Source organism: Bilophila sp., from assembly GCF_057864385.1.
On record NZ_DBMAFI010000003.1, the window covers coordinates 64820 to 83646 of the forward strand.

Here is an 18827-nt window from a genome sequence, read left to right on the forward strand (position 1 = left end):
CCGCCCGGCTGGGCGGTCGTGTAGCGGTGCCTTTCCCTGTTGCGGGGAGGGCGGGGATGGCCGCTCGATCTTCCACGGGCGCGTGCTCCCTTAGTGGGCGCTGCGGAACCCTGTGATCATGTAGGGCATATCCCAGTTCCGATGCCAGCTCAGGAGGCGCGGCCCACCCTTTTCCACGGCATAGATGTCGATGGAGCGGAGGAGTTCCCCTTCCGGGCCCAGTGTCGCCACATCAAGGGCGATGACCATGTTCTCGCAGAGCACGGTCGGATCGTCGGCGGCGAGGTACGGCCCTTCGATCTCCCCGCGCCCGACGCCGTGGCCTATGCCGGAAGCGCTGGAAAGCGGGATGCCCCGCTTTGCGGCTTCCTTCACCACCGCGCCGTGGATATCCGAACAGGCAACGCCGGGGCGGAGCATGTCGAGCGCCAGCATCTTGAGGCTCAGGTTGTCGGCGCAGGCGCTGCGGACGCGCGGGTCCATGTCCTCGCCTATGTGGATCAGGCGCGCGGTAACGCCCCAGTATCCGCCGTGGCAGCAGGCATATTCGATCCGGCAGAGCCCTTCCGAGGGAAGGAATCCGCGCTGCGGCATGTAGTTGGCGCCGATGGCCTCCCCGGCCACCGCCGCCATGTTGCCGCTCATGCTTGTGCCGCCCTCATAGGCGTGGATGCGTACCCGCTCGATGAATTCGGGCACGGTGTAAAAGCCCTTGCGGTAGGCGCTGCCCGAATGCGCGCCCTCCATGTGGTTGATCGCGCCGATGATGCCGGTATCCACCTGACGGCAGGCCATTTCGATGCGGTCGATTTCCTCGGGGAGCTTCACAAGGCGCAGGCCGCGCAGCATGGGGCCCGCATCCTTGAACGAACAGCCGGGGAAGGCCGCGCGCAGGGCGTCGAATACGGAAGCGGCGGTCTGGCTGAAATCAACGCCGACCACGCCGTCCAGATCGGGGCGGCTTTCCTTGAGGCGACGGATAAGGCAATCCGCGCCCACGGCATCTTCCGCCACGGTCACGCAGACGGCGGAGGGCTCCTTGGCAAGCTGCGCTTCGGCGGGCTGGGCCAGATCGGGATACAGCCAGCAGGTGCAGGCCGCCTCGTCCGTTCCGGGCTCGAACAGGGCGAGGACGGCCCTGTCCGGGGTCTGTTTGACATAGGGGAGCATGGGGCCGGCAACGTACCCGAAATTTTCGGGATCGGCCAGCAGGAGGCTCCGCATACCCTGCTCCCGCATGGCTCCGGCGAGCCGGGATTGAATGGATGCTTGCATGTATACTCCTTGTGTTCACACAGTGTTGCCTGTTGAGCGGCGGTTGCCGCCCTTCACGAAAATCCCGCTGCCCCCGTCAACAGGCCTGGCGGACGGTGGACATGCGCGCCTCAAGATACCGGGAGAGCCGGGTCAGCGGCACGAGCAGGAGCAGGTAGCCGATGGTGGCGATGATCAGCGGCGTCGGGTTGGCCGTCCATGACTGCACCACAAGCGCCTCGCGCAGCAGTTCCGGGATGCCGACCACGGAACAGATGACGGTTTCCTTGAGCAGCGCCACGAACTGCCCGGTCAGCGGCGGCATGGCGGTCTTGAAGGCCTGGGGAAAGACGATGAGCCGGAAGGTCTTGAAGGTGCCGAGCCCGAGGGAGCGCGCCGCCTCAAGCTGCCCATGCCCCACGGCGCTGACGCCCGAACGCAGGATTTCGCTGAAAAACGCGCTGTGGTTCAGGGTGAGGGTCAGGATGCCGGATACCATCAGCGGCAGGTAGATGCCGATGAACGGCGCGCCGTAGTGGATAAGGGACACCAGCACGATGGTGGGCAGGGCACGGAACACATCCACGTACACCTTGACGAACCCGGTCATGACCTTGTTCTCGAAGAAGCGCACGAGGGTCAGGAAAACGCCGAGCCAGAAGGCGCACAGCGTGGCGATGATCCCCACCTCAAGCGTGGTCATGAACCCGCCCGCCAGTGCCTTCATCCCGCCTTCTCCGAGGATCTCGAAATTGAAGAACACATAGGCCAGCCGCGACCAGTCCGCGCCGGAATAACGGACGAAGAGCCAGCCCCAGAGCAGGAGGAGCCCCACGGCGGCGCAGGAGGAAAGCACACGCCCCAGATTCCTGTTGGACAGGAAGACGATGCCGCCGACGATGGAAAAGAGGGCATAGCCGAACAGCGAAAGGCTCCCCAGCGTGCTCATGCCGCCGCCCACGGGCGTCGCGCCGGGCAGGAGGAGCCCCCACGCGATCAGGACGGCAAGCCCGGACAGGGCGGCTTTCGGAGAATGGTACCAGGGGCCGGCGATACGTGCGCGGCGGCGCGGACGCGGAACCCCTCCGGCCTCTGCCGGATGCGGATCTCTGGACATGGCAGGCCTCACAGGATCTTGCTGAGAAAACTTCTGCAGCGTTCGTGCCGGGGGTTGGTGAAGACCTCTTGCGGCGATCCTTCCTCGATGATCACGCCGTCGGCCAGCACGAGCACCTTATCCGCCACTTCGCGGATAAAGGACATTTCATGGCTCACCACCACCATCGTCATGCCCTGTTTCGCCAGATCAATCATGACTTCAAGGACTTCCCCGATCATTTCCGGGTCAAGGGCACTGGTCGGCTCGTCGAAGAGCATGACTTCGGGACGCATGGCGAGCGCGCGGGCGATGGCCACGCGCTGCTGCTGCCCGCCCGAAAGCATGTCGGGGTAGGAGGCGTGCTTGTCGGCGAGCCCGACTCTGGAGAGCAGTTCCATTCCGTACGCTTCGGCCTCCTTATGGGAGAGGCCGCGCACGTTGACCGGAGCCAGCATGATGTTCTGGATGGCGGTCATGTGCGGGAACAGGTTGAACCCCTGAAACACCATGCCGATGTTCTCGCGCATCTTGTTGAGGTTCAGGTGGGGGTCGGTGATCTCCTGGGCGTTGATGAAAATCTCCCCGGAGCTGGCTTCCTCCAGTCTGTTCAGACATCGCAGGAACGTGCTCTTGCCCGATCCCGAGGGGCCGATGACCGCGCAGACCTCACCCTTGGCGACGGTGGTGCTGATGCCGCGCAGGACGTGGACATCCTTATAATGCTTATGCAGGTCGCAGACTTCGATCATGCACGATGCGGTGTTGTCCATCTCGCGAGTCTCCTTTCGAGCAACGTGCTTCCGTACATGAGCGGCAGAAGCAGTATCAGATACATGATGGTGATGGTGACGAGGGGGGTCGGGTTGGCCTTCCATTCCACGATTTCCATGGCCCGCTTGAGCAGTTCGGGCATACCCACCACGGAGACGAAGGCCGTGGCCTTGAGCAGCCCCACCAGATGCCCCGTGAGCGGCGGCAGCACCACGCGGATCGCAAGCGGCAGGATGACGAAGCGCATGGTCTGGATCACGCCGAGCCCGAGGGAACGGGCCGCCTCCACATGCCCCCGGCTCACGGATTCGATCCCGGCCCGGAAGTATTCGATCATGAAGGCCAGCGCGCTGAGGAAAAGCCCGCACACGCCCGCCGCAAAGGGCGTGCTGTTGATTTCAAGGAACGGCAGCGCATAGTAGATGAAGATGACCAGCACGAGGATGGGCAGCGAGCGGAACACATCCACGAACGCGTCGATGGCACAGTTGAAGATCGGGTTGTTCAGGGTGCGGATGATCGCGATGATCGGCGCGATGGTCACGGACAGCACGGCCGAACAGATAAAGATCAGCAGCGTATTCTCAAGCCCGCCGAGCAGGATGGGCCACGTTTCGACGATGAGTTCCCTGTTGAAGAACATCATGCCGAGCATATCCCACTGTGCCCCGGAGTACCGGTAAAACACCAGCCCGAGCAAGCCGAGAAAGCCGAGCGCGGCAGCCGTCCCCGCCGCCTGCGGGCGCCTTTTGTCCATTGTGGTCACAATCATGGGGACGGCGGCGAGCAGCATATACAGGCCCATGCCGAGCCAGCCGCCGATGCCGAGCGAGGTTCCCGCCGGTGGGAGAAGGCCCCACGCCGCCGCGATGAGGGCGGCCACCAGCCCCCACAGGAATCCGTCACGCTGATACCAGAGCCGTTGCCGCTTCTGCCGCGAGTGTCTGTTCTCTGCCTGCATTGCGTCCTCCGCCGGGAGGGGCGGCGCAGAAACGCCGCCCCAAAAAGGTTATTTCGGCTGCCAGGGGGTCGTGTACACGTGCACAGTGGAGGAATCGGGGCCGGGCTTCGCGCCGAGCCACTTTTCATACAGGGCGGCGAGCGTCCCGTCCCGCTTCATGCCGTTGAGGATCGTATTGTATTCGTCGCGAAGGGGATCGCCCTTGCGGAAGGCCACGCCCTGGACGAACACGTCGCCCACGGGGAAGGCCACGCCGAGCATGGGGTAATTCTTGATCTGATAGAGGGCGCGGGTCTGTTCGCGCAGGTAGGCGTCGAGCCGCTTGTTCATGAGATCCATGAGGATGTCGATGGAGCGGTCGTAGGTGCGGATGGTGTACGGGCCGTACTTTTCCTGATTGGCGTCAAGCCAGCGCTGTTCAGCGGTGCCCGCCTCGGCGCCCACGGTCTTGCCCTTGAGCTGTTCCGGGCTGGTGATGGCGTCGCTCTTCCGGGTCACGAAGGCGAGCTGTGCGTCAACCCACGGATCGGAAAAGTCCATCATGACAAGGCGTTCCTTGTTGATCCACGTATTCCCGGCGGCATCCCACTTTTTGGCCTGGAGCCCCGGGGCGAGCCCGGCGAAGGGGATGTTCGTCATCACGAGCTGTTTGCCCATGCGCTTGGCGACTTCCGCATGGAGATCCACCTCGAAGCCCACCAGCTTCCCGTTTTCCATGAAGGCGAAAGGCGGGGCCGTGGCGTTGACCGCGGCACGCAGTTCCTTGCCGGAATCGGCGGCTTCGGCCTTCGCCGCCCCCATCACGATTCCCGTACAGGCCATTGCAGCCAACAAGACAAGAATATGTAACCGGTTCATACTTGACTCCTCTGTTGAGGGTTCTCTCACACCGGGAAACCAAGGGGGCTTCCCGGCTTGCATCAACCGCATATGGAGGCGCTTTCGCGTTTCCTTGTCCCTTGCGCGGGCACTCCCAAGGCGTGGGGAGGCCCGCTTGCTGGTGTTTGCCGTGGTATGGTTCATTATATGAAATTCATTTTGTAATACAAAACTAAACTGGTTCCTAACGTGATGTCAAGAGGGGGGGCACCGTATCCATCACGAAAATTTCAATGGGAAAATACGGCGGGGCATGGCGGCATCCCCGCCAACGGAAGGCTTCCGCTGCGGGACAGGATGAAGCCCATACAGGCCACCGGGAGGCGGTACGGCGGCATCCCCGGCGGGGACGGGGGCTCCGGGCAGCGCCTTGGAAGGTATGGCCCGCCCGCTGCCGCCCCCCATAGGCGGGCAAAAACTATTTGGATGAGCCTCGCCTGCCGCGCCAAGGCGCCGCCCCCACAGGCGGGCAAAAGCAGACGTTCAAAGACAGCCGCGATGGAGTACTGAAGCCCCGATGCAAAAGTCCGGCCCAAGGCGAAGAAGATGAAATGAAAGGCCCACCCCGGCCCACAGCCGACAAAAGCCAAAGGCTGTGTTCCAGAAAATGGCTGATGCTTTTTCCCTTGAAGTTCCAAAGGAATAACCGGCAAGATGCCTTAGCTGTGGATTCCGCCAAAAGGAAAAATGAAAAGGCTGTATTTTCACCACGCTGTGGAGATGAAACAACCGGATACTATGACAGAGCCAAACCCAAAAGCTCACGGACGCCCACGGCATCACCACCCAACCGCGCCTATAGGCGGACAAAAGATCCTCTCCGGCCACAGCCGCATCGAAGCCCCTACAGGCGGCAAAAGGCCGACAAAGGTGCCCATCAAGCCGGAGGCCCGGAAAGCCGCACCGCACACTATCAAGTTGGCGATATAAGATCATATCTATTTAACAATATTACATTTTACCGCACATTTCTTCAATCCCCCCACAGCCGCCTTCCCACCCGCCTCCCGCCGCCTCTGCTTCCGGGCTGGATGTCCCGGAAAAGCAAACCCGGCGGGGCACCAAGACCGCCCCGGTGCGGATACCCCCCTTCCGCCCGTATCGGCTTTTTTTGTCTGATACAGCGCATCAAATCCTTCTCGGCGTGCATACTCCAGCGGGTGTCCTTGCGCCTGTCCCTACAGGGATACGGGGACGCCTGAAGATGTGCTTGCCATGTGAGGGAGATGGCCTGTCCCTACGGGGTCATGGGGCCTCCGCTTTTTACCGGGCGCAAGGCTGGCCTGCGCCTATCACCACAAGGATACTGGCGAAGGCTACGGCACCCACAACGCCGGGCGCAGTTTGTCCCTATCCAGGCGTGGATACGGTCCCCCTCCCCGGAAAGCCCCCATCCGTACGCGTCCTCATTGCGCCGCAACGCCTCCGCCACTTCCCTGTCCGTACCGACTTTCCTGACGTCATTTCCGGGTTCATCGGCGCGGATAACCCCCTTCCTGCCCATACCGCTTTTCCGGTCTGATAACGCGCATCAAATCCTTGCTTGGCCCACCCTCTGTCCGTACCGACTTTCCATACAGGATTGCCGATGCCGTTATGGGCGTCAGCCCGACTCCCCGCTCATATCGGCCTTTCCCCCAAGGTATCCAAACCGTATTCCTCCGCCTGCCGCCTTCCTCTGCCCACAGCCGCCTTTCCTCCAGCGGCGCATAATAGCCTGCCGGAAGGACGGGCCGCCTTTCCCCACGCCAAGCGCGGCGGCAACGGGCAGCCTGCCCACATCCCGCCTTCCGAGCAAAAAACGCTTTTCCTGCATGTGGATAAGGAAAAGCAAAAATCTTTCGGCAAGGCTTCCCTTTTTCGCCCCTGCCGCTTGACTTCTTTTGGCGAACCTCATATTTTCGCATTATGAATTTTAGTTCATATAGTGAACAATAAAAAACAGCCGGTGTCCCAAACCAGAACGCCGCAAGGCACTCCCCGACTGCCGGACAAAGGAGTCTCCCGTGAAAAAATCCCCCTGGAAACTGGATCCCTTGTTCACGCCACGCTCCATCGCGGTGATCGGCGCATCCCCCAACGGCGGGGCGGGTTCCATCGTTCTCAGGAACATGCAGCGCCTCGGCTATACGGGTACGGTGTATCCCATCAACCCAAAGTATAAAGAGATTTTTGGATATCCCTGCTACGCGTCCCTGCGCGATCTCCCCGCTCCGGCGGACTGCGCCGCCGTGCTGCTGGGCAGCCGTTCGCTGCTGCCCATGCTTGAGGAGGCGCACGCCGCAGGCGTCAAGGGGGTCTGGGGTTTTGCCAGCGGCTTTGCCGAAACGGGCGGGGAAGGCCGGGCCATGCAGCGGCGCATCCACGATTTCTGCCATGAGTCCGGCCTGCTGTTCTGCGGCCCCAACTGCGTGGGCTATGCCAACATCACCGACAAGACCTGCATGTACAGCGCCCCGCTCCCGCAGGCGTTCCGCCCCGGCGACATCGGCGTCATCGCCCAGAGCGGCGCGGTGCTGCTGGCGCTCGGCAACGCCAACCGCATGGCCGGGTTCTCCCGCCTCATTTCCTCCGGCAACGAAGCGGCCCTCGGGCTCGCCGACTACATGGACTATCTGGTCGACGACGACGCCACGCATGTGATCGCCCTGTTCATCGAAACCATCCGCGACCCGGAAGCCTTCGCCGCCGCGTGTTCCCGCGCCGCGGAAAAGGGCAAGCCCGTCATCGCGCTCAAGGTCGGGCGCTCAGAGCTTGCCTGCCGCGTGGCGGCCACCCATACCGGGGCCATCGCGGGAAGCGACCGGATACTCGACGCCTTTTTCCGCCGTGCCAACGTCATGCGGGTCAACACCCTCGACGATCTGCTCGAAACCGCCGTCCTGTTCAGCGGGCTACGCGGCCTTTCCGCCGGTTCGCCGAAGGTGGGGATGGCCACGGTTTCCGGCGGCGAAATGGGCATGTTGGCGGACGTGTGCGCGGACAGCGGCCTCGTCTTCCCGCCCGTTTCCGAGGCCGGGAAGGAACGGCTCCGCAAGGTGCTCCCGCCCTACGCCCCCATCGCCAACCCCCTCGATGCGTGGGGCAGCGGCGATCTGCGCGAGGCCTACCCCGCCAGCCTCGGCATCCTCGCCGCCGAGGAGGATGTGGAAACGCTCATCGTCTCGCAGGACATCCCCGGCAACATGGCCCCCGAACAGGTGGAGCAGTTCTCGGACGTGGCCCGCGCCGCCGTCTCCGTGCGCGCCGCCTCCGGCAAGCCGGTCATCGTCGTTTCCAATATCTCCGGCGGCATCGATCCTGCCATCGGCGATATCCTCGCACAGGGCAACGTCCCCGTGGTGCAGGGCAGCGGCGTGGGCATCCCCGCCGTCCGGCGCTGGATAGACTGGTGCGCCGCGCGCGCGGCGAAAACGGCATCTCCCTCCCCCCGGAAGGATTCCTCCACTCCTTCCATACTCCCCCCCGAACTGGCTTCGGAACTCGACGCCAGTTCGGGCGTATTGCCCTACGCGCTTTCCGCCCGCCTGCTGCGCCATTTCGGGATCGCCATAGATCACGAGGAGCTTGCGGTTTCGCTTGAGGAAGGCATGGCGGCAGCCGGGCGCATCGGCTATCCCGTCGCCCTGAAAGCCGCCTCCCCCGACATCGCGCACAAGACCGAGACCGGCCTCGTCAAGCTCAACCTCCGCACCGGCGCGGAATTCGCGGCGGCATGGCGCGAGCTTGAAGGCATCCTTGCCCAGCACCATGCGGGCGCGCGGCGCGAGGGGATGCTCGTGCAGGGCATGGTACGGAGCGCGGGCGGCAAATCCGGCGACGTGGTGGAAACCATCGTCGGCGTGAACCGTGACGGCGGGTTCGGATCGGCGGTCATGGTGGGGCTCGGCGGCGTGTTCGTGGAGCTGCTGCACGACGTTTCGCTTGAGCTGGCCCCGCTCTCCCCCGAAGGCGCCCGCGCCATGATCGGCAGGCTCAAGGCCGCCAAGTTGCTTACCGGCTTCCGGGGGCGCGCCGCGTCCGACGTGGAAGCCCTCTCCGATGTGCTCGTCCGGGTGGCAGCCATGTGCTGCGCGCTGGGCGACAGGCTCGTTTCGCTCGACCTGAACCCGGTCATGGTGCTGCCGGAAGGGGAAGGCGTACGCATTGTGGACATCGTGATGCAGGTGGCTCCGGCACGGCATTGCGGGGAAACCGACTAATCTTGATGGAGAAAAGCCGATGAAGAAACTTCTGTCCGGCAACGAGGCCCTCGCACGGGGCGCGCTGGAAGCGCGCATAGAGATCGCCTGCGGCTATCCGGGGACACCCAGTTCGGAAATCCTTGAAAACGTCAGTAAGTACAAAGAAATATACTCCGAATGGTCGGTAAACGAGAAGGTGGCGATGGACGCCGCTGCGGGCGCGGCCTATTCCGGGCGCCGCTCGCTCGTGACCACCAAACAGGTGGGCATGAACGTCATGTCCGATTCGCTGTTCTATACCGCCTACACCGGCGCGGAAGCCGCGCTCGTGGTCGTCACCGCCGACGATCCGGGCCTGTTCAGCTCCCAGAACGAGCAGGACAACCGCCACTATGCCAAGCTCGGCAAATTCCCCATGCTGGAACCCTGCGACAGCCAGGAATGCAAGGATTTCATGATCGAAGCCGTGGACATGAGCGAACGCTTCGACACGCCCGTGGTCATCCGCACGACCATGCGCACCTCACATTCCAAGTCCGTGGTGGAGCTCGGCACCCCCGGCGCCTACGGGCGCGAGGTCGGCCCCTTCCCCCGCAACATCGAAAAATACAATTCCATGTGCACGTGGGCGCGCAAGCGGCACTACATCCTTGAACAGCGCCTGCTGGACATCGAGGAATGGAGCAACACGTGGCCCGGCAACCGCATCGAATGGGGTGACCGCGAATACGGCTTCATCGCCGGGGGCATCATCTACGAATACGTAAAGCAGGTCTTCCCCGAAGCCTCCATCCTCAAGCTCGGCATGTGCTACCCCCTGCCGAAAAAGCTGATCCGGGAATTCGCGGACGGCGTGCGCAACGTCATCGTGGTCGAGGAGCTTGACCCCTTCATCGAGGAGCAGGTCAGGGCTATGGGCATCCCCGCGCGCGGCAAGGACATTTTCTCCATCTGCGGCGAACTGCTTCCGGAAGACATTGCCGAAAGCTGCCGCAGGGCGGGCATCCTCAAGGATACGGCCCCCGTATTCAGCGACACGTCCGAATCCCTCCCCAGCCGCAGCCCGCTGCTGTGTTCCGGCTGCCCGCACCGCTCCACGTTCTACAACCTTTCCCAGATGAAGGTGCCGGTGGCGGGCGACATCGGCTGCTACAACCTCGGCACCCTGCCGCCCTTCAACGCCCAGCACACCATGGGGGCCATGGGCGCGAGCGTGGGCGTGCTGCACGGCATGGGCCTTTCCGGGCTGCCGGAACCCGCCGTGTGCACCATCGGAGACGGCACGTTCTTCCACGCGGGCGTCGCGCCGCTGCTGAACATGGTCCACAACAAGGGCAAGGGCACGGTCATCATCATGGACAACCGCACCACCGCCATGACCGGGCATCAGGACAACCCCGGCATCGAGGCGACCCTGTCCCTCGGCACCGTGGCGCCTGTGGACATCGCCGGGCTGTGCCGCGCCTGCGGCGTGGAAAAGGTGCTCACCGCAGATGCCTTCGATCTCGCCGCCGTCCGCAAGGCGCTTGAAGAGTGCACCGCCTACGACGGGGTTTCCGTACTCATCACGCGCGGGGACTGCGTGTTCGTCTCCCGCAGCCCCAAGCCCGCCCGCGTGGTGGATGCGGACAAGTGCATCGCCTGCGGCAAGTGCATCCAGAGCGGCTGCCCCTCCGTGGTGCTGTCCGACGAAAAGCACCCCAAGACAGGGAAGCGCAAGGCCCGCATCGAACCCGTGACCTGCGTCGGCTGCGGCATCTGCGCCCAGATCTGTCCCGTCCACGCCATCTCCGGCCCCGAACAAGCCTAAGGAGCGCATCCCCATGAAAAAGACCATCCGTTTCCTCATCACCGGGGTCGGCGGGCAGGGTACCATCCTCGCCAGCGACATCCTCGCCGAAGTAGGGCTCCGGCTCGGCCACGACGCCAAGAAATCCGACATCCTCGGCCTCGCGGTGCGCGGCGGCTCCGTGGTCAGCCACATCATCTGGGGCGAAAACGTCCGCGCGCCCATGATCGACCGGGGCACCGCCGACTATTACCTGAGCTTCGAATGGCTGGAGGGCCTGCGGCGGCTCGTCTATACGAATAAGGATACGGTCGTGCTCGCCAACGACTGGCGCATCGACCCCGTGTCGGTAAGCTCCGGGCAGGCCGACTATCCCGACGAGGACGGCATCCGAGCCGCCATCCGCGAGCGCTGCGCGGGCCTGCGGCAGATCCCGGCAACGCCCCTTGCCGTGGAGATGGGCAACGCCCGCGTGTTCAACAGCGTCATGATGGGCGGGCTAGCCCAGCTCGTCGGGGGCGACGCCGACGTCTGGCGCTCCGTCATCGCCGACCGGGTCGCGCCCAAAGTGCGGGATCTCAATGTCCGGGCATTCGATGCCGGGCTGAACCACACGTTCTAACGCCGCCGCGGGGTCCCGCGGCATGTGGGGGAACATTCCCATGTTTGATATTCTGTTCCGCAATGCAAAGGTCATCGACGGCACGGGCAACCCGTGGTTCTACGGTGATGTGGGCGTGGAAGACGGCACCGTCGCCGCCGTGCTCCCCCCCGGCTCCACGGCCCGCGCCCGCCGCGTGGAGGATGTGGACGGCAAGGCGCTCTGCCCCGGCTTCGTGGACGGGCACAGCCATTCGGAATTGCCGCTCCTCGCCGGGGAAATCATGGACTGCAAGATCATGCAGGGCGTGACCACCGAAAACCTTGGGCTGGACGGCATGTCCCTCGCGCCGATCAAGGACGGCGACAAGGCTGACTGGAAGAAACACCTTTCCGGCCTCGCCGGGACGCTCGACGTGCCGTGGACATGGAACAGCTTCGCGGAATACCTCGACTGCCTGCAGGCCGCAAAGCCGCCGCTCAACGTCTCCTCGTATGTGGGGCTCGGCACGGTGCGCCTGAGCGTCATGGGCATGACCGACAGGCCCGCGGAAGACCACGAAATCCGGGCCATGCGGGATCTGGTCGCCCGGTGCATGGACGAGGGCGCGCGCGGCATCTCCGCCGGGCTGATCTACCCTCCGAGCCGCTACCAGAGCCTTGAGGAAACCGTGGCCGTAGCCAAGGCCGCGGCGGCGCACGGCGGCATCTACGACGTGCACATGCGCAACGAGGCCGACGCCATCGCCGAATCCGTGGAAGAGGTGATCGCCATCAGCGAACGCTCAGGCATCCCCGCCATGATCACCCACTTCAAGATCCGCGGGAAAAAGAACTGGGGCCGCTCCGCCGCGCTCATCCGGCGCATCGACGAGGCCCGCGCCGCCGGGATCGACGTCACGATGGCCCAGTACCCCTACACGGCGGGGAGCACGTTCCTGCATGTGGTCATCCCTCCGTGGTACCACAGCCGGGGCGTGGACGGCCTGCTGCGGGCCCTGCGCGAGGAGCGCGGCGCCATCAAGCATGACCTCGACACGCGCATGGACTGGGAAAACTTCTCGCAGTCCGTGGGCTGGGAAAAGATCTTCGTCTCTTCGGTGGCCAGCGCAGCCAACCAGCCCTGCGTGGGCAAGAGCATCTCGCAGATCGCCGCCGAACGGGGACATGCCGACCCCGCCGACGCCGCCTTCGACCTGCTGGTGGAAGAACAGCTCGCCGTGGGCATGATCTCGTTCGGGCTCGACGAGGCGGACATCACCGCGATCATGCGCCACCCCGCCGTGAGCTTCATCACCGACGGGCTCATGAGCGGAAGGCCCCACCCGCGCGCCTACGCCACCTATCCCCGCATCCTCGGCCGTTATGTACGTGAGCAGGGCGTCCTTTCCCTTGAGGAGGCCGTCCGCAAGATGACCTCGCTCCCCGCCCGCAAGATTCGGCTGCGGAACAAGGGCGTCATCGCCGAGGGCTACGATGCGGATCTGGTGGTCTTTGACCCGGATACCGTCATCGACAGGAACAGCTATGACGATCCCCGCGTACATCCCGCCGGGATCAGGCATGTGCTCGTCAACGGCGTGTTCGTGGTGGAGGATGCCGCGCTTACGGGTGCCCGGCCCGGACGGGTCATCAGGGATTAGCCGCCCGGCGGAATGCGGGCACGACATGCCTGCCCTCCCCGCGAGGGAAACGGCCCCGTGCCGTGGGAGGCCCGCCTGACGGGAGAGGCCGTCCGAAGGGAACCGCGCCGGGGAAGCCCCGGCACGGAACACGCAATGGCCCGTGCCCGCCGGATGGTGAGGCCGGGACGCCCCCGGCGCGCGGGGCACGCAGCGATCCGGGGAATGCCTCGCACGGTCATGGAAGGGGACGCCCCAGCGCGGGGCACATAAGGAACGGCCGCCCGTGCGGAATGCGGGCAGCCATAACAGGCTGCGGAAACAATTCTCGGATCCCTGCGCCGAAAAGGACGGCGGGGAAAGCTTTCAGGTGCCGGAACGTATTGCCTTTCTCATGACGGGTAGGCATACTTTCATGCCGGAGGACGGAGCTTTCCCCGCCGCCGAATATCCCTTCCCGGAGATTCCCATGCTGACATCATCACAAAAAGTTTTCGACGTTCTGGAATTCCTCTGCGCCAACGGCCCACACAAGGCCCTTGAGGTGAGCAAGGCCCTGTCTCTGCAAAAGAGCTCGGTGCACCGCTTCCTCAACAGCCTCATCGAGTTCGGCTATGTCCGCAAGGACGACCAGACGGGGCTTTTTTCGGTGACGCTCAAGGTGGTGCAGCTCGGCGCCATGGTGAGCAGCAAGATCGACATGGTGGAAACCGGAAGATCGTATATGCGGGAACTTGTGGCCATGTTCGAGCAGGCCACGGTCAGCTTCGCCACGTTCATGGACAAGCAGGTGCTCGTCCTGCGCCGCGAATACCCCCGCAACTGCGTCACGCGCATCGATCTGAGCCAGCAGCTCCCCGCCTATTGCACGGGGCTCGGCAAGGCTCTCCTCTCGACGAAAAGCGAAGAGGAAATCGACGAATACATCGCCACCGTCCCGCGGACGGCCTATACCCTGCATACCCTGACGGACGGGGAACGCCTCAAGCAAGACCTGATCGCCGCCAAGGAAAAGGGATACGCCGAGGACATCTCCGAAATCAGCGACTCGCTCCACTGCGTCGCCGTGCCCATCCTCACCCCGCACGGCGGGCTCTGGGCCATCAGCCTTTCGGGGCATTGTTCCGTCATCCGCGGGTACGGTGTGGAAAACATCGTGAAGCATCTGAAAAAGGCCGTCTGGGATATGACCTCAGGCTATTCCGCCGCGCCCGTCGCCTGACCCGCCGGATCGCCCGTGCCCGGCAAAGGCCCTCCTGCATCCGAGGGCCTCGGTCGCCTTGGGATTGCCCGCGCCCCCGGCAAAAGGTACCCGTTCAGGGCGTGCCCGCCGCTCCGCCGCGAGGCATCCGGGGTTCCCGCAATGCCCTTGCCGGAGGCCCCTCCGGGGACGGCATGAAGCGGCAAGGCGGAACCGCCCCACCCCTCGGCGGAACCCCTTCGGGGGCGGCATGAGGGGCGGCTCCCGCCAACGGGAGGGGGGAAGCCATCAGGCCGCCGGACAAGGCAGGGGTGCTTCACTGGGGACACGCCATGAGTACGACTCTGATCACAAACGGCATCGTCGTTGATGCCGGAACCATACGCCCGCTGGACATCCTCATTTCCGGGGAACGGGTGGAAAGCCTCCTCCCGCGCGGCTCCGAAGTGCGGGCCGACCGGGTCATCGACGCCTCCGGGCGCTACGTGCTGCCCGGCATCATCGACGCGCACAACCACCCCGTCTATGCCGACCGCATCGACCGCCTGTCGCGGGCGGCCCTGTCCGGCGGCGTCACCACCGTCATCCCCTACATCGGGGCCGTCGCCGCATGGGGCAAACATGGCGGGCTGGTTCAGGCCATCGACGACTTCATCAAGGAAGGGGAAAACGGGTCCTGCATCGACTTCGGGCTGCACTGCACCCTGACCGCCAACGTCATGGAGGAGGCCGACAGAACCATCCCCGAACTGGCCGCGCGTGGGGTCATTTCCTTCAAGGCGTTCACATCCTACAGGAAGCGGGGCATGAAACTGGAGGACGACCAGATCCTGCACCTCATGGAACTGGTCGCGCGAGAAAAGGCCCTCCTCGCCTTCCATGCGGAAAACGACGCCATCCTTGAGCATTTGGAAGCCAAGGCCGTTGCCGAGGGGCGCGAGCATCCCCGCGACTACCCCGCGACGCACCCCAACATTTCCGAGGCCGAGGCCATCTTCCGCGTGCTTTCGCTGGCCTCTGTCGCGGGCTGCAACATCTACCTGCCGCATGTCACCTGCAAGGAATCCCTCGAAGCCATCAGGCTGTTCAGGAAGTGGGGCACGGTGCCCACGCTTTTCGCCGAAACCTGCCCCCACTATCTGACGCTGGACGACAGCCAGCTTGCGCTGCGCGGCAACCTCGCCAAGATGTCCCCTCCCCTGCGCAAGGAGGCAGACCGTGAGGCGCTCTGGGAAGCGATCCGCAACGGCGAAATACAGGTTGTCGCCTCCGACGCGGCGGGGCACGCCACCGCCGCCAACGAACCGCTCTTTGCCGAAACCTTCCGGGCCCCGCACGGCGCGCCCGGCGTGGATACGCTTTTCTGCGTCACGTGGAACGAGGGGATCGCCAAGGGCCGCATCACCATCCCCGGCCTTGTGCGGCTCCTGTGCGAAAACCCCGCGAAATGCTTCGGCCTGTACCCCAGAAAGGGAACCCTCCTCCCCGGATCGGATGCGGACGTGGTCATCGTCGATCCCGGCGACGACTGGATCATCCCCGACAGGAACGAGCACATGGCCGTGGACTACAGCCTGTTCGCGGGCATGGGCTGCCTCGGCAGGCATCGCACCGTGCTGCTGCGCGGCGCGGTCGCCTATCAGGACGGAAAAATCCTTGACGACGCCCGGCGCGGCGTTTTCCTGCGCGGCAGCCTGCCCGCCTAACGGAGCAGGCCGCCGATAGGAACCGGCATCGACGGCAGGGGGCCAAGGCTGGACGGATTCCGCCAGCCTTGGCCCCCTGCCTGCATCGGCCCCGCCGTTCCGAAAGCTAGGAAGGCTGTCTTGGAAAACTTGGCCCCTTGCCCGCCCCTCCGAATCCAAGCCGCTCGGCGTCGGCGTGCGTTTGGCCCCTTGCCTGCAATCGCCCTCCAGCCCGGAGGCGATGAACAACACTTTCAGCAACGAAAAAAGGAGGCTGTGTTATAGAAAGTGGTTGATGCTTTTTCCCCTGAAGCTCCAAAGGAATAACCGACAAAATGCCTTAGCCGTGGAGCCCGCCAAGGGGAAAACTGGAAAAAAGCTGTATTTTCACCGCACTGTGAAGCTGAAACAACCACATACTAACAGGGCCAAAAAGGAAGCGGCCTGCCCCACAACGCAAAGGCGCTGCCGCGATGCCTTCCTACGGCAGATAACGGCTCACAAAATATGGCAGAGAAAGCCTACGCCTCAGAACCCGGCGTGCCTTCAGGCACCGTCCGCATCCAGATGGCGCATCACCGCCACTTCGTCGCAGTCGGGAAAGCGGGGACAGTTCGCACAGACGATCCAGACGCGCTGGGGCAGCAGATCCTTGCTTACCACACAAAAGCCGTTCCGCTCAAAAAAGCGCACCTGATACGTCAGCGCGAATACCCGGTCGATGCCTATCCTGCGGGCGTCCTTACAGCACTCATCCACAAGGATGTTGCCGAACCCGTTACCCCGCCACGGCTTGGCAATGGCGAGGGAGCGGACTTCCGCCAAGTTTTCCCAAATCACCGCCAGCGCCGCGCAGCCGATGAATTCCCCGCCGCCGGTTTCCAAGATGCGGAAATCCCTGATCTGACCGTACAGGTTCGACAGCGAACGCGGCAGCAGCAGGCCCTCAGCCGAACATTCCATGAGCAATCCGTGGATCTTTTTCGCATCGCACATCCGCGCGGGACGCAAGACTGGCTGCATGATACAGAGCTCCTCTCCCAAAAAGCGATTCAACAAAAAGGGTGGCCCCATCCCGGACAAGCCGGAAGCCCTTGGGCCTCCCCTGCGGCGGTTCCGATCTCCGGGGCCGCCATCCACACCGCGCCGCCGAAGCCCTTCGGAACCCCTCCGCCTTTCGATTGAAACTACCCGGAATAATGTACCTGTTTTTGCCGGCAGCCACAATATCCGGTATCACCGATCCGCCTTTTCCCTGCGGGATTGGGCAACGGCACGCCTTGGGGCCAACCGCAGCCGGGATGCGGCACCCGGCGCAAGGGCCGCCATGCAGAGCGGGAGGAACCGAAAGGGAATGGGATAGCCCCCTGCGGCAAGGGGCCGCCCCATCCGGCTGATCCCGGCGCGAAAAGCCTGTGATGGGGCCTCCGGCGGCAATGGGCTGCCGCCCCTTGACCCTGCCCGGTGGGGCAAACGCCCCCCCAGACCCCCGCATATGTGATCCGCTCCAACACGAAAGACGGGTACCTTTGACAGGGAAAAACAGTCCCCAAAAGATACCGTTCATTCTCCCGCCTGAGATGGGGGATTCGATAAGAACGAAAGTCTTGGGAAGATGGGAGGAGGGGGTTCGGGGGAGGAGGGAGGAAAGCCCTTCTTCAGAGGGGTTTCCTCCCTCCTCCCCCGGCATATCTTACCTCCGCCCCTTCACCTCAAAGAGTCTCATTGCCGTACGGCTTTGAATGGCGGGCCTTCTCTAAAACCCAGTCATGGAACAACCGGACTTTGGGCCGCTGGATGCCTTTGTGCGTGGACACCACATAATAGGTCTGCGGGGGGGAAAACCAAATTGAAGGGTACGATGAGTTCTTTTTTTGCAGGGCATCCCTGACCAGCCACTCGCGGCCGAGCGCAACGCCGAGCCCTTGCTTTGCCGCTATCGTAGCCAATTCGGCACGGTCGAAACTGTAGCCCGATTGGAGCGGCAGCCCCGTAATCCCTGCCCAGTTCGCCCATATCTCCCACCCCGCATAAAACGGCGTGTTCGCGGCCTCAGGATGCTCATGGATCAACTCACAGTTGCGCAACGCTTCGGGGTTCTCGATCAAATCATGCTCCCGCGCATAATGCTGGGAACACACGGGCAGCAGGTTGTCCCGCAGGAGCGGCGTCGCGTGCAGCCCGTCGGTAATCGAATCGCCGCAATAGATCGCCACATCCGCATTGTTCTCTTCGTTCTCATAGCTGATGAGGTCGTTGCCGCTGCGTATGTGGAGGGAGATATTGGGATGCTCACGCTGAAATTCCGGCAGCAACGGCAGCAGCCAGCAACCGGCGATGGAAGGGGCGCAGGCAATGACGAGAGCCCCCTGCAGCTCTGCCTCCTGAATATTTCTGACGGCTTCGTGGATCTGCTTGAGGCTGGCGTCCAGCGCGCCGTACAGCGTCTTTCCTTCTTCGGTCAGAATGATCTTGCGCGTCAGACGATGGAAGAGCGGGAACCCCAGTTCCTGCTCAAGACAACGTATTCTATGGCTCACCGCGCTCTGGGTGATGCAGAGTTCCTCGGCCGCCTTCGTAAAGCTCATGTGCTTGGCTACCGCCGTGAACGAATACAGGAATTGCCCGGACACTTGGAGTCTATTCTGGTTCATGCATTAATCTCATGAATGGGCGGATAAAGATTTTGCGTTTGATAGAATTATCACATTCTTCTATACCGTAATCATAAGATTAGAAGAATCCATAGATAACCAACCCTTTTCCAAGCCCCATCCTATCT

Annotated in this window: 18 protein-coding genes; 8 read left to right on the forward strand and 10 right to left on the reverse strand. The window is 63.4% G+C overall.

The features are described 5' to 3' along the window. Positions 1-90 precede the first annotated feature (90 nt). The 5 genes from ACZM8Y_RS01555 to ACZM8Y_RS01575 form a co-directional block, all read right to left on the reverse strand. A complete protein-coding gene (locus ACZM8Y_RS01555; protein ID WP_347865187.1) occupies positions 91-1275 on the reverse strand; it encodes a M24 family metallopeptidase in 1185 nt (394 codons plus the stop codon). 76 nt (positions 1276-1351) lie between these two features. After that, positions 1352-2371, reverse strand: coding sequence for an amino acid ABC transporter permease (locus ACZM8Y_RS01560; RefSeq protein ID WP_279139219.1), 1020 nt, complete (start codon positions 2369-2371; stop codon positions 1352-1354). A gap of 8 nt (positions 2372-2379) precedes the next feature. Continuing rightward, positions 2380-3123, reverse strand: a complete 744-nt coding sequence (locus ACZM8Y_RS01565) for an amino acid ABC transporter ATP-binding protein (RefSeq protein ID WP_009369024.1) — start codon at positions 3121-3123, stop codon at positions 2380-2382. Then, the gene (locus tag ACZM8Y_RS01570) at positions 3099-4085 is read right to left on the reverse strand and encodes an amino acid ABC transporter permease (RefSeq protein ID WP_479859813.1); all 987 of its coding nucleotides are present in this window, start codon (positions 4083-4085) and stop codon (positions 3099-3101) included. Before ACZM8Y_RS01570 ends, ACZM8Y_RS01565 begins: the two co-directional genes overlap by 25 nt. Before the next feature lie 48 nt (positions 4086-4133). Beyond that, entirely contained in the window at positions 4134-4943 is an 810-nt protein-coding gene (locus tag ACZM8Y_RS01575; protein WP_479859814.1) for a substrate-binding periplasmic protein, read from the reverse strand. A 318-nt stretch (positions 4944-5261) separates the two neighbouring features. Here ACZM8Y_RS01575 and ACZM8Y_RS01580 point away from each other — a divergent pair, with 318 nt between their 5' ends. Beyond that, complete coding sequence (locus ACZM8Y_RS01580) at positions 5262-5474, forward strand: hypothetical protein (protein WP_489501516.1); 213 nt, start codon at positions 5262-5264, stop codon at positions 5472-5474. 850 nt (positions 5475-6324) lie between these two features. Beyond that, on the forward strand, positions 6325-6486 hold the full coding sequence (locus tag ACZM8Y_RS01585) for a hypothetical protein (protein WP_487480003.1): 162 nt from the start codon (positions 6325-6327) through the stop codon (positions 6484-6486). Positions 6487-6567: 81 nt separating this feature from the next. Here the strand turns inward: ACZM8Y_RS01585 and ACZM8Y_RS01590 are convergent, their stop codons facing one another. After that, entirely contained in the window at positions 6568-6780 is a 213-nt protein-coding gene (locus tag ACZM8Y_RS01590; RefSeq protein WP_489501517.1) for a hypothetical protein, read from the reverse strand. Positions 6781-6970: 190 nt separating this feature from the next. On the opposite strand from ACZM8Y_RS01590, the gene ACZM8Y_RS01595 reads away from it, so the two are divergent. From ACZM8Y_RS01595 to ACZM8Y_RS01610, 4 genes are read left to right on the forward strand one after another with little or no spacing between them, the layout of a single operon-like run. Continuing rightward, positions 6971-9166: an acetate--CoA ligase family protein gene (locus tag ACZM8Y_RS01595; protein WP_482330854.1), complete on the forward strand. Its 2196-nt coding sequence runs from the start codon at positions 6971-6973 to the stop codon at positions 9164-9166. A gap of 19 nt (positions 9167-9185) precedes the next feature. Continuing rightward, positions 9186-10958 (forward strand): thiamine pyrophosphate-dependent enzyme, encoded by a 1773-nt coding sequence (locus ACZM8Y_RS01600; protein WP_482330852.1) that lies wholly within the window; start codon positions 9186-9188, stop codon positions 10956-10958. Between the two features lie 13 nt (positions 10959-10971). After that, entirely contained in the window at positions 10972-11559 is a 588-nt protein-coding gene (locus ACZM8Y_RS01605; RefSeq protein WP_009369029.1) for an indolepyruvate oxidoreductase subunit beta, read from the forward strand. 40 nt (positions 11560-11599) lie between these two features. Then, positions 11600-13180, forward strand: coding sequence for an N-acyl-D-amino-acid deacylase family protein (locus ACZM8Y_RS01610; protein ID WP_479859252.1), 1581 nt, complete (start codon positions 11600-11602; stop codon positions 13178-13180). On the opposite strand, the gene ACZM8Y_RS01615 is transcribed toward ACZM8Y_RS01610, so the two are convergent. Continuing rightward, on the reverse strand, positions 13177-13401 hold the full coding sequence (locus tag ACZM8Y_RS01615) for a hypothetical protein (RefSeq protein WP_482330847.1): 225 nt from the start codon (positions 13399-13401) through the stop codon (positions 13177-13179). The two genes, ACZM8Y_RS01610 and ACZM8Y_RS01615, sit on opposite strands and share 4 nt — an antisense overlap. 227 nt (positions 13402-13628) lie before the next feature. Between ACZM8Y_RS01615 and ACZM8Y_RS01620 the strand changes: the two genes are divergently transcribed. After that, positions 13629-14381: an IclR family transcriptional regulator gene (locus tag ACZM8Y_RS01620; RefSeq protein ID WP_302553767.1), complete on the forward strand. Its 753-nt coding sequence runs from the start codon at positions 13629-13631 to the stop codon at positions 14379-14381. On the opposite strand, the gene ACZM8Y_RS01625 is transcribed toward ACZM8Y_RS01620, so the two are convergent. After that, the gene (locus tag ACZM8Y_RS01625) at positions 14352-14612 is read right to left on the reverse strand and encodes a hypothetical protein (protein WP_482330840.1); all 261 of its coding nucleotides are present in this window, start codon (positions 14610-14612) and stop codon (positions 14352-14354) included. The two genes, ACZM8Y_RS01620 and ACZM8Y_RS01625, sit on opposite strands and share 30 nt — an antisense overlap. 80 nt (positions 14613-14692) lie before the next feature. On the opposite strand from ACZM8Y_RS01625, the gene ACZM8Y_RS01630 reads away from it, so the two are divergent. Continuing rightward, on the forward strand, positions 14693-16066 hold the full coding sequence (locus ACZM8Y_RS01630; protein WP_482330835.1) for a dihydroorotase: 1374 nt from the start codon (positions 14693-14695) through the stop codon (positions 16064-16066). Between the two features lie 525 nt (positions 16067-16591). Here the strand turns inward: ACZM8Y_RS01630 and ACZM8Y_RS01635 are convergent. Both ACZM8Y_RS01635 and ACZM8Y_RS01640 read right to left on the reverse strand, forming a co-directional pair. Further along, positions 16592-17068, reverse strand: coding sequence for an N-acetyltransferase (locus tag ACZM8Y_RS01635; protein ID WP_482330831.1), 477 nt, complete (start codon positions 17066-17068; stop codon positions 16592-16594). Between the two features lie 689 nt (positions 17069-17757). Continuing rightward, positions 17758-18699, reverse strand: coding sequence for a LysR substrate-binding domain-containing protein (locus tag ACZM8Y_RS01640; protein WP_482330826.1), 942 nt, complete (start codon positions 18697-18699; stop codon positions 17758-17760). Between the last annotated feature and the right edge of the window lie 128 nt (positions 18700-18827).

Bases quoted from the DNA above. Each gene is read 5' to 3' on its own strand.
- ACZM8Y_RS01565 (WP_009369024.1), bottom strand. From the start codon at position 3,123: ATGGACAACACCGCATCGTGCATGATCGAAGTCTGCGACCTGCATAAG.
- ACZM8Y_RS01560 (WP_279139219.1), bottom strand. From the start codon at position 2,371: ATGTCCAGAGATCCGCATCCGGCAGAGGCCGGAGGGGTTCCGCGTCCG.
- ACZM8Y_RS01580 (WP_489501516.1), top strand. From the start codon at position 5,262: ATGAAGCCCATACAGGCCACCGGGAGGCGGTACGGCGGCATCCCCGGC.
- ACZM8Y_RS01610 (WP_479859252.1), top strand. From the start codon at position 11,600: ATGTTTGATATTCTGTTCCGCAATGCAAAGGTCATCGACGGCACGGGC.
- ACZM8Y_RS01555 (WP_347865187.1), bottom strand. From the start codon at position 1,275: ATGCAAGCATCCATTCAATCCCGGCTCGCCGGAGCCATGCGGGAGCAG.
- ACZM8Y_RS01635 (WP_482330831.1), bottom strand. From the start codon at position 17,068: ATGCAGCCAGTCTTGCGTCCCGCGCGGATGTGCGATGCGAAAAAGATC.
- ACZM8Y_RS01620 (WP_302553767.1), top strand. From the start codon at position 13,629: ATGCTGACATCATCACAAAAAGTTTTCGACGTTCTGGAATTCCTCTGC.
- ACZM8Y_RS01615 (WP_482330847.1), bottom strand. From the start codon at position 13,401: ATGACCGTGCGAGGCATTCCCCGGATCGCTGCGTGCCCCGCGCGCCGG.
- ACZM8Y_RS01605 (WP_009369029.1), top strand. From the start codon at position 10,972: ATGAAAAAGACCATCCGTTTCCTCATCACCGGGGTCGGCGGGCAGGGT.
- ACZM8Y_RS01600 (WP_482330852.1), top strand. From the start codon at position 9,186: ATGAAGAAACTTCTGTCCGGCAACGAGGCCCTCGCACGGGGCGCGCTG.
- ACZM8Y_RS01570 (WP_479859813.1), bottom strand. From the start codon at position 4,085: ATGCAGGCAGAGAACAGACACTCGCGGCAGAAGCGGCAACGGCTCTGG.
- ACZM8Y_RS01590 (WP_489501517.1), bottom strand. From the start codon at position 6,780: ATGCAGGAAAAGCGTTTTTTGCTCGGAAGGCGGGATGTGGGCAGGCTG.
- ACZM8Y_RS01575 (WP_479859814.1), bottom strand. From the start codon at position 4,943: ATGAACCGGTTACATATTCTTGTCTTGTTGGCTGCAATGGCCTGTACG.
- ACZM8Y_RS01625 (WP_482330840.1), bottom strand. From the start codon at position 14,612: ATGCCGCCCCCGAAGGGGTTCCGCCGAGGGGTGGGGCGGTTCCGCCTT.
- ACZM8Y_RS01630 (WP_482330835.1), top strand. From the start codon at position 14,693: ATGAGTACGACTCTGATCACAAACGGCATCGTCGTTGATGCCGGAACC.
- ACZM8Y_RS01640 (WP_482330826.1), bottom strand. From the start codon at position 18,699: ATGAACCAGAATAGACTCCAAGTGTCCGGGCAATTCCTGTATTCGTTC.